At 74.9% G+C, this 9,969-nt stretch carries 8 protein-coding genes; 5 read left to right on the top strand and 3 right to left on the bottom strand.

Annotation, left to right across the window (positions count from 1 at the left end; all coding sequences use genetic code 11):
* Positions 1-1,044 (bottom strand): putative Ig domain-containing protein (locus tag IH44_RS0137915; RefSeq protein WP_051818183.1); only part of this gene is annotated, 1,044 nt, incomplete at its 3' end.
* A gap of 769 nt (positions 1,045-1,813) precedes the next feature.
* On the opposite strand from IH44_RS0137915, the gene IH44_RS0137910 reads away from it, so the two are divergent.
* Positions 1,814-3,121, top strand: a complete 1,308-nt coding sequence (locus tag IH44_RS0137910) for a hypothetical protein (RefSeq protein ID WP_051818181.1) — start codon at positions 1,814-1,816, stop codon at positions 3,119-3,121.
* A 62-nt stretch (positions 3,122-3,183) separates the two neighbouring features.
* Here IH44_RS0137910 and IH44_RS0137905 read toward each other — a convergent pair whose 3' ends face one another.
* A complete protein-coding gene (locus IH44_RS0137905) occupies positions 3,184-5,313 on the bottom strand; it encodes a hypothetical protein (protein WP_030464399.1) in 2,130 nt (709 codons plus the stop codon).
* Positions 5,314-5,442: 129 nt separating this feature from the next.
* The gene (locus IH44_RS0137900; RefSeq protein WP_030464398.1) at positions 5,443-6,105 is read right to left on the bottom strand and encodes a TetR/AcrR family transcriptional regulator; all 663 of its coding nucleotides are present in this window, start codon (positions 6,103-6,105) and stop codon (positions 5,443-5,445) included.
* Between the two features lie 175 nt (positions 6,106-6,280).
* Between IH44_RS0137900 and IH44_RS0137895 the strand changes: the two genes are divergently transcribed.
* The 4 genes from IH44_RS0137895 to IH44_RS0137880 all read left to right on the top strand — a co-directional run bounded on the left by IH44_RS0137895 (position 6,281) and on the right by IH44_RS0137880 (position 9,764).
* Complete coding sequence (locus IH44_RS0137895; protein ID WP_035957553.1) at positions 6,281-7,585, top strand: YncE family protein; 1,305 nt, start codon at positions 6,281-6,283, stop codon at positions 7,583-7,585.
* Positions 7,586-7,669: 84 nt separating this feature from the next.
* A complete protein-coding gene (locus tag IH44_RS0137890) occupies positions 7,670-8,155 on the top strand; it encodes a BlaI/MecI/CopY family transcriptional regulator (protein WP_063759764.1) in 486 nt (161 codons plus the stop codon).
* 67 nt (positions 8,156-8,222) lie between these two features.
* Positions 8,223-8,843 (top strand): MarR family winged helix-turn-helix transcriptional regulator, encoded by a 621-nt coding sequence (locus tag IH44_RS0137885; protein WP_030464395.1) that lies wholly within the window; start codon positions 8,223-8,225, stop codon positions 8,841-8,843.
* Positions 8,844-8,966: 123 nt separating this feature from the next.
* Positions 8,967-9,764: a class I SAM-dependent methyltransferase gene (locus tag IH44_RS0137880; RefSeq protein WP_035957552.1), complete on the top strand. Its 798-nt coding sequence runs from the start codon at positions 8,967-8,969 to the stop codon at positions 9,762-9,764.
* The last annotated feature ends 205 nt before the right edge of the window (positions 9,765-9,969 follow it).

Below are 9,969 nucleotides of genomic sequence, written 5' to 3'. Positions count from 1 at the left end.
CTTGTTGGCGGCGTCCTTGGCGGTGACGGTCACGTTGTAGGTGCCGGCCGCGGTGGCGGTGCCGCTGATCACGCCGGTGGAGGCGTTGATCGACAGGCCGGTGGGCAGGCCGGTGGCCGAGTAGCTGAGCGGCGCGGTGCCGCCGGTGGCCTTGACCTGCAGGTTGACCGAGCCGTTCAGCGCGGTCGACTGGTTGCCCGGGCTGGTGACCGACACGGCCGCGCCGGCCGGCTTGGTCAGCAGGCAGCCGCTGACGTTCAGGTCGATGGCCCGGCCGGTGCCCAGGCAGGTGGTGAACCAGTAGGTCTCCTCACCGTAGCTCTGGCCCTTGGTGGCGGTCGTGGTGCCGTCCGCGGCCACCTCGCACGGGTTGTTCAGGGTGCACATCGCGCCGTCGTCGTTGCCGGTGTTGTTGATGCCGACGACCTTCCGGCTGGTCGCGTCGACGATCGGCGAACCGGACGTGCCGTGCGTGGTGTTGCAGCCCGAGCTGTAGCGCAGCGAGTCGTGCCAGGTCCACGCGTCCTCGCGCAGGGTCCCGACGAACCCGTTGATCGAGCAGTTCCAGACCTGCTTCCAGTACGAGGACGGTATGTACATCGCCGACCCGTCCACCGGGTGGGTGTCACTGATCGTCAGCGCCGTCGCCCCGTACTTGGAGGAGATGGCGGCGAAGGTGTCGGTGAGCTGGTAGAGCGCGACGTCGGTGCCGGTCATCGTCGCGTACAGCACCTTGTCCGACTGGACCGTGCCGAGCGAGCTGCCCGCGGAGTTGAGCAGCGTGCCGCTGCGGCTGGAGCTCACGTTCTGGATGACCTCACCGGCCGCCGGCATGGTCGGCAGGCAGTGGCCGTTGGTCAGCATCATCGCCCGGTCGGTGTCCACCGAGCTCGGGTAACGGACCAGCGAGGCCGAGCAGTTGCTCAGCGCGATGGTGGAGGTCAGGTCGCCGGCCTGGAGGGCTTGCGCGGGGGCGGCACCGAGGGTCAGGGCGCCCGCGACGACCGTCCCCGCGCTGAGCACGGCGGCGAATCTCTTGAACATGGCTCTCCTTGTGGGGGATTGCAGACGCGCGACCGGATTGGCGCACGCCTGCGCCGGACGAAAGTGCCATGACCACCTCAATTTGGTCAACCATGTCGACCGAACTCACCGCCGAAATCCGCCGCGTCCGCACGGGGCGAATCGACGTGCTGACGCAGCGTCACATTCGGGACGGGCGAGGGGTGTTCGTCGCCGAGCGGTCGTACGGAGCCGCATGCCGCCGTCGCCCGAGGGGGGCGGTGGCGGGGGCCGGCCCGGGGAGGGGGCGCGGTGCGGGCGGTCGGCACCGGCCCCGCGGTCGCTAAGCTGCCGGGGCAGCAGTGCAACGATCATGGAGGAACGGGTTGCTGGGCGAGTGGATCAGGGTCCCCGTCGGGGCGGACTCCGCGCGGTGGACCACCCGGGGCGACTGCCGCCACGTCCTGCTGGTGGTGCACAACGTCACCTCGGCGACCCGACTGCTCGACGTGGTCGGCCTGTTCCGCGACGACCTGCGCGTCCAGCTGACGGCCACCTGCCCGGGGACCTCGCCCTTCCGCTCCGGCCTGCCGGAACTCCTCACCGCGCTCGGCGTCCCGGTGCTGCCCTGGGACCAGGCCCTCGCCCTCGCGCCCGACCTGGCGATATCCGCCAGCTTCGGCGGTCAACTGGCAGAAATCAAGGGCGAGTTGATCATCCTGTCACATGGGCCGGGAGCCGGGAGCCGGGAGCCGGGAGCCGGGAGCCGGGAGCCGGGAGCCGGGAGCCGGGAGCCGGGAGCCGGGAGCCGGTGTTCGGGTTGTCGCCGGAGTGGCTGCTCGACGGGGACGGGAAGCCGATCGCCGATGCGCTGGTGCTGTCGCATCCAGGTCAGGTGGAGCGGCTCGCCGCGGCGTGTCCGGAGGCCGCGCACACGGCGGTGCTGGGCGGTGACCCGTGCTTCGACCGGATCCTCGCGGCCCTCCCCCGCCGCGACGCGTTCCGGCAGGCGTTCGGGGTGCGGCGCGGCCAACGCCTGCTGGTCCTGAACTCGACCTGGAACCCCACCTCGCTGTTCGGTGACGGCGGCCCGGACGACGTGCTGCCGCTGCTGCTGTCCCGGCTGCCGGAGCTGCCGTTGGACGAGTACCGGGTGGCGGTCGTGCTGCACCCCAACGTGTGGCACGGCCACGGCCCGGGGCAGGTCCGGCTGTGGCTGGACGGGGCGCGCCGGGCGGGGGTGACGCTGGTGGATCCGGTGGCGGACTGGCGGCAGGCGCTGGTCGCGGCGGACGCCGTGGTGGGTGACTTCGGTTCGGTGAGCTACTACGCGGCGGCGCTGGGCACGCCGGTGCTGCTGGCGGCCACCGGGCCGTCCGTGCTGGACGACGGGTCGCAGGTCGCCGCGTTCGTCCGGGCCGCGCCGAAGCTGGACCCGTACGCCGCGCTCGGCCCGCAACTGGCGGAGCTGATCGCCGAGGGCGAAGTGCCGCCCGGTCCGGCCGAGTTGACGACGTCCTGTCCGGGCGGGTCGGCGGGGCTGCTGCGGTCGCTGTGCTACCGGTTCCTCGGCCTGCCCGAGCCAGCCGGTCCCGCGCTGCTGGACCCGCTGCCGCTGCCCGCCCACCAGCCGCCCGCCGTGACGGCGCCGGTCCGGGTACTGACCCGGGCCGGGACGGGCGGCGCGGACGGGACGGACGGGGTGGTCGAGGTGCGCCGGTACGCGGCGGCCCGGTACGAGCCGGAGGGCGCGGGGGACGCCCACCTGGTGGTGCACGAGGACACCCTCGACCCGGGCCGGCTCGCCCTGGCCGACGTGATCGTCCGGCACGGCGGCGCCGACGACCCCCGGCTCGGCCCGCCGTCCGCCTGGACCGAGCGGACCCTGGCCCGGCACCGCTCGTGCACGCTGGCCGTGCAGGTGACCGGCCCCGGCAGCTGCACGGTGCGTCACCGGTCGGGCGCGGTACTGGAGTTGGCCGGGGCCTTCGACGGGATCGACCCGGCCGCGGCGGCCTCCGCACTGCTGGCGGCGGGCCCGGCGCCCGGGGTGCTGACGGTCCGCTCCGGCGGCACGGACCACCGGGTGACGGTCACTCAGGCCGACCCCGCCGGGTGACGGTGGCCCGACCCCGCATCACCGGGTGACAGCCGCTCAGCCCCGGTCCCGCCGGGTGCCGGTCACTGCGGCTCGTCGGTGCACAGCTCGCGCAGCACCCCGATCGGGACCAGGTGGAAGCTCGCCCCGCCGCGTTCCAGCAGGGCGGCGGCCTCGTCCAGCAGCGGCAGCGCGTCCGGGCCGCGCCGCTGCTCGATCATGACCTGCGCCAGGTCGGTCAGCGCCCGGGCGAGGTTGTACGCCTCGCCGGTGCCCCGGAAGAACAGCACCGCTTCCTCGATCGAGGCCGCGGCCGCCGGGAACCGGCCCAGTCCGCGCAGGGCCCGGCCGCGGTGGCGGCCGAGCAGGGCGCGGGCCCGGGGCAGGTCGGCCTGTCCGCTGTCGCCCTCGGCGATGCCGTCGAGCAGTCCGGCGGCCCGGTCGAAGCCCTCCAGTGCCTCGGCGTAGCGCCACTGGCGCAGCCGCAGCAGGCCGAGCGTCTCGACGGCGGTGGCCTGCCCGCGCAGGTGGCCGTCCTTCTCCTCGGCGGCGGCGGCCAGCACGAGCTGCTGCTCGGCCTCGCCGTACTCCTGCAACTCGGTGAGGGCCAGGGCGAGTTGGACGTGCATCCGGGCGGCGGTCCGGGCGGCGGTGCCGGTCGTGCCCGCGGCCCGGGCGCCGGTCCGCAGGGCGGGCAGCAGTTCGTCGTGCCGCCCGGCCTTCAGCTGGAGCGCCCACAGCGCTTCGACCAGCTGGCACACCGTGCCGGGGGCGGCGAACTCCTCGGCGGCGGCCACCGCCTCGACCAGGTTGGGGAGTTCGGCGCCGAGGGCGGCCAGGGCGGCGGCCTCGTCGGGGTAGCCGTCGGGGCCGATCTCGGCGTACAGCGGGCCGAGGTGCCAGCGCTGCGGGAGGGCGGCGTGGTCGGCGGCGACGGCGAGGCGCAGGTAGTGGTCGACGGTGCGGTGGACGGTGGTGGCGCAGGCCGCGAGGCCGTCCTCGCGGACGGCGAGCGCCTCGGCGTGGCGGCGGACGGCCGGGCGGTAGCGGTACCGGCCGTCGAGGGCGGTCTCCAGCAGTCCGGCGGCGGCGAGTTCGTCCAGTGCCGCGGCGGCGTCCGCCTCGGTCAGGCCGGTGGCCGCGGCGGCGGCCCGCGGGTCGATCGCGGGCCAGGGGCGCAGGGCGCAGCGCCGGTAGGCCAGGGCGGTGTCCGGGGCGAGGCGGGCGTAGCGGTCGGCGGTGGCGGCTTCCAGCGGGTCGGTGAAGGTCTGCCCGGCGAGGGCCCGGGGTGCGGCGTCGCCGAGGACGGGGGCGGCGGCGCGCAGCGCGAACGGGGAGCCGGCGCAGCGTTCCAGGACGCCGGGCAGGGTGGCCTTGGCGGCGCTGACGGCGTGCTTGCCGGCGAGGTCGGTGAGCAGGCGGCGGGCGTCCTTGTCGGGGAGCGGGCCGACGGCGACGTTCAGCGTGTCCAGGCCGGCCAGCGGGCGGCGGGCGGTGATCAGGGTGACCACGCCGGGGGCGGGGGTGAGCAGCGGGCGGACCTGGGCGGCGGTGCGGGCGTGGTCGAGGACGATCAGCAGGCGGCGGCCGGCGAGCAGTTCGGCGAGCCGGTCGGCACGGTCCTCGACGGTGGCCGGGACCTGTTCGGCGGGGACGCCGAGCCTGCGCAGGAAGCGGCGCAGCACGGTCGCCGGGTCGACGGCGCCCTGCGGTCCGGCGGCGCGCAGGTCGGCGTACAGCTGTCCGTCGGGGAAGCGGTGCGCCTCGCGGCCGCCCCAGTGGATCGCCACCGCGCTGGTGCCGATGCCGTCCGGGCCGTGCAGCAGGACCTGGCGGGGCCGTCCGTCGGCCTTGCGGCCGGCTTCCTTGTCGAGTTCGGCGAGCGGGCCCTTGCGGTCGGTGAAGTACCGGGTGGAGGCGGGCAGTTGGCGCGGCACCGCGCCGCCCTGCCCCTGGGGCCCGCCGGTCCGGCCGCGCATCCAGGCGGCCAGTTCCCTGGCCCGTTCCGGGTCGTTGCGGGCGCCCTCGACCAGTTGGCGGGCCAGTTCCTCGCACTCCTCGGCTCCGACCGGGGCCTCGACCTGGCGTCCGGTCATCCGCTGGGCGAGGTTCCCGACCGCCTCCCACGTCCACTTCCCGGCTTCTCCGGCCATCGCCGAGCCGAACGCGCCCAGCATCCCCGCGACCGCCGTGACCGACAGCGGATCGATCATGCCCCGTACCCCCAGAACCGCACCCGGCCGGTCTCCCCGCCCGCGCGCACCGTTTGACGTCCCCACCGTAGCCTGCGCGCCACGCTCCGTCAGCAGTCGCCCGGACCGTTCCGGGCGGTGGGGCGGCGGTCAGCGGGGTGACGGGGGGCGGACGGCGCCGAGCAGGAGGGTGGTGAGTTCGGCGAGGACCTGGTCGAGGGTGGCGTCGAACTGGCCGGCGGTCCAGTCGTGGAGCAGGCCGTTGACGGCGCCGATGAAGGCGGTGGCGGCGATCCGGAAGTCGCGCGGGGCGAGTTCGCCGCGGGCGGCCGCGCGGTCGGCCTCGGCCACCAGGAGGTCCACCCAGCGGGCCCGGCGGACCAGCCGTTGGCGTTCCAGTTCCTCGCTGACGCCGACGATCTCGACGAAGGCGATGCGCAGCCGGCGCGGGTCCTCGGTGGCGGCGGTGACGTAGCCGCGCAGCACGGCGGCGACCCGCTGCTCGAAGGGCAGTGCGGCGGCGCCGGCCAGGGCGTGCAGCACGGCCCGTTCCTTGTGGTCGTTGACCAGCAGGTGGAGCCGGGCCAGGACCTCCTCCAGGTTGCGGAACTCCTCGTAGAACTGACGGGTCGACAGGCCGGCCGCCTCGCACAGCCCGGCCACCGAGGCGTGCCGGTAGCCCGGCCGGTCGCCGAACTGCGCCAGTCCGGCGGCCAGGAACCGCTCCCGCCGTTCGGCCCGCCGTTCCTGCGCGGAGCGTCCGCGGTAGACGCCGCCCGCCGCCGGGTCCTCGTTCCGCCCCGCCCGCCCCATGCGTCCCCCCTGCCCCGCCCGGGCCGGTGCGCCGGGCGGCTGGACCCGATTGTCGCCCACCGACGTCTTGTCAGGTCCGCCGACCGCTCCCTACCGTCGAGTAGCGCCCATCTGACTATCCGTCGTTTCAGACTTCGTGCGCGCCCGTGCGCCGCGCCCGTCCGAAGGAGCCGAGATGTCCCGCACCCAGCCCCGGCGCGCCCAGCGCTCCCGCCGCCCGCTGCACCTGGCCGCGCTGGCCGCCGTCCTCGTCCTGGCCGCCCCCGGCACCGCCGCCGCGGCCGGCACCGCCACCGCCCCGGCCGCGGGCACCGCCCCGGCCGCGGGCACCGCCCTGCGGGAGGTGATGTTCGTCGGCAACAACTGGGACGGCACCGCCGACGTCATCACCTCGCGCGGCGACCTCGCCCGGATCGGCCGGATCAACGTCATTCCCGACAAGGACCAGCGCCTCACCGAGATCTACCTCAACCCCGTGAAGCTCGGGTACTTCCTCGGGGTGCGGCTCGGGCCGGGCGAGGGCCACGACCAGTTCGTCGACGACATGTACTCCACGCCGGACGGCTCGGCCGTGGTGGTCTCGCGGCCCAGCTTCGCCGACGTGGTCTCCATCGACCTCGCCACCGGACGGATCAACTGGCGCTTCCCGGTGGCCGGTTACCGCTCCGACCACATGGCGGTCTCGCCCGACGGCACCCGGGTCGCGGTCTCCGCGTCCACCGCCAACACCGTGCACGTCCTCGACATCGCCACCGGCCGCCAGCTCGGCTCGTTCGCCACCGGCGACAAGCCGCACGAGAACCTGTTCACCGACGGCGGCCGGCAGATCTGGAACATGTCGATCGGCGACGTCACCACCGCCCTCGACGCGCCCTGGCTCGACTGGACCAAGGGCGACCGCCACATCACCGTCGTCGACGCCGACACCCTCCGGCCGGTGCGCACCATCGACATGCGCCAACGGCTGGACGCCTTCGGCCGGTCCGACCTCTCCAACGCCGTCCGGCCCGCCGCCTTCTCCCCCGACGGCTCGACCCTGTACTTCCAGGTCTCGTTCTTCAACGGCTTCGTCGAGTACGACGTCGCCACCGACCGCGTCACCCGGGTCAAGACCCTCCCGAAGAACCCCGCCACCAGCGAGGACCGCACCACCTGGGTCAACGACTCGCGCCACCACGGCCTGGCGATGAGCCCGGACGGCGACCGGCTGTGCGTCGCCGGGACCATGGACGACTACGCCACCGTCGTCGACCGCGCCACCCTCCAGGAGGGCCCGCTGGTGCCCGCCGTCAAGCCGTACTGGGCCACCGTCAGCGGCGACGGCCGGGCGTGCGTCATCTCGGAGAGCGGCGCCGACCGGGTCACCGCCATCGACTTCGCCACCGGGCAGCGCAGTTCCTCCGTCGAGGTCGGCGACCACCCCCAGCGGGTCCGCCTCGGCCACGTCCCCACCGGCTGGACCGGGCCCGTCGGCGGCTGACGGCCGGTCCGGGCCTTAGGGTGGCACTCGGTGAGGTAAGGCTTGGCTTATCGGAGTGCCCGCGCGGGCGGGCCTGGAGCGGTGATGGTGAACGACGACCGGGAAGAGCGGCGCCCGCACGGCGAACTCGTCGCGGAGGTCCTGGAGGTGCTGTGGGCGGCGGGCGGGCCGCTGACGGCCCAACAGGTGAAGGACGCGCTGGCCCGGCCGCTGGCCCGGACCACCGTGGCCACGATCCTGGCCCGGCTGCACGAGAACGGGACGCTGGCCCGCACCCGGCCCGGGCGGGCGCTGGCCTACGCCCCGGTCGCGGACGCCGCCGGGCTGGCGGCGGGCCGGATGCGCCGCGAACTGGAGAAGGAGCCCGACCGGGACCTGGTGCTGAGGCGCTTCGTGTCCTCCCTGTCGGCCCAGGACGAGGAGGCACTGCGGCAGTTGCTGCGCGAGGCGGAGCCGGAGACCGAGCAGGGAGCCGAACGCGGGACGGGCGTTGACGACGGGCCGGTAGGGCGCGGGCCCGGCGGTCCGGGTCGCGGGCCCGGCGGCCCGGGTCGGACGACATCGATGTAGACCGATTGTCGTCCGGTCATTAGAGTGAGGCCAGCTTCGCCTTGCTTCCAGCCTGATAGGACCCGGTTTGTACGACGGTAGGAAAGAGTCGTCCAACCCGTTCGAGCAGACCGTCCACCTCCTCTCGGTGCTCGGCCGGGCCGCCGACGCGATGCTCGACCGCCGCCTCGCCGGGCAGGACCTGGGCCGGGTGCACCGGAGCGTGCTGACCGTGCTGGCGCAGGAAGGCCCGCACGGGGTCCCGGACTTGGCGCGGCGGGCGGACGCCCCGGTCGAGGAGGTGCGCGGAGCCGTCGAGGCGCTGCTCGCCCGGGGCCTGGTGCAGGTGGTTCCGGTGCGGATCCACGACGACCGCGAGGACGTGGTGATGCCGGTGCCGGCCGGGCGCGGCGCGCTGGACGCGGTGCACGCCGAGGCGGCGGCGGTCCAGGAGACCTTGACGGCCATGCTGACGCGCGGCGACAGCGCGCAGTTGAACAACCTGCTGCGCCGCATGCACGCCGGGCTGGGCACCAGCGTGGACGCGGGGAGTCCGCCGTCGATGCTGCGCAAGGTCCGGGGCCGGCCGTGGTCCGCTCCCGGCGGACGGCCGCGCGAGCGGCGGGCCGGCGCACCGCTCCCCCGGAAGGGGACTGCGGACGGCCCGGCGGGCGGCGCGCAGGGGGCCGGGGAGCGCGAAAGCACCTGAGGCGTGGCGCTCGCGGCACCGGCCGACCGGGCGGCGCGCGGTGTCGGAGTGCTGCGGTCCTGGGGGCGGCGTAGCGTCGGTGGGATGAGTGGAATTCCTGCTGACCGGCGGTGGTCCCCATCGATGCCGGAGGCGTACGAGCGGTACCTCGTCCCGGTGCTCTTCCGGCCCTTCGCCGTGGACCTGGCCGGGCGGGCGGCCGCGTCGGATCCCCGCCGGGTGCTCGAACTCGCGGCCGGGACGGGCGCGTTGACCTCGTGCCTGCTGGCGGCGCTGCCCGGTGCCGAGGTGGTGGCGACGGACCTCAACGAGTCGATGGCGGAGTTCGGGCGGGCCCGGGTGCCGGGGGCGCGGTGGCGGCAGGCCGACGCCCAGCAACTGCCGTTCGAGGACGGGTCGTTCGACCTGGTGGTGTGCCAGTTCGGCGCGATGTTCTTCCCCGACCGGCCGGCGGCCTTCGCCGAGGTGCGGCGGGTCCTGGTGCCGGGGGGCCGGTTCCTGTTCAGCACCTGGGGGCCGCTGAGCGGGCACGGTTTCGACTCCGCCACCCAGACCGGCCTCGAACGGGCCTTCCCCGCCGACCCGCCGGACTTCCTCCGCACCCTGCCGCACGGCTACCACAACTCCGCCCGGGTCTCCGCGGACCTCGCCGCCGGCGGGCTGGAGCCGACCGGGTACCAGCCCCTGACCCTGGAGGGCGCGGCCGAGTCCGCGGCGGCGGTCGTCACCGGCTTCCTCACCGGCACGCCGCTGCGGGCCGTCGTCGAGGCGCGCGGCGGCAACCCGGACGACCCCGCGCTGCACGCCGTCCTCACCGCGGAGCTGACCGCCCGGCTGGGCACCGGCCGGGTCACCGCCCCGATGACCGCCCACCTGTTCGAGGCCCGGCGCGCTCCCGACCCCGGTTCCGGAGCGGTGTGAGCCACGGGCGGCGAGCCGGGCTCCCGGTCGGAAGCCAACAGCTTTTACGTTGACTTGAGTTTGGTTTTGTTGGAAGCTGATCGAGTGTCGAGGGTCGAGTACCCGGAATGTCGCGGAGGTCTGAGGGCATGAGCAAGTACCTGGTCACGGGCGGAGCCGGCTACGTGGGGAGCGTGGTGGCGGCGCACCTGTTGGAGGCGGGTCA

It is taken from the genome of Kitasatospora sp. NRRL B-11411 (genome assembly GCF_000721345.1).
Lineage (GTDB): Bacteria > Actinomycetota > Actinomycetes > Streptomycetales > Streptomycetaceae > Kitasatospora > Kitasatospora cineracea.
The sequence above is the reverse complement of the archived record's forward strand: the minus strand, read 5'-3'. Positions and strand labels throughout refer to the sequence as shown.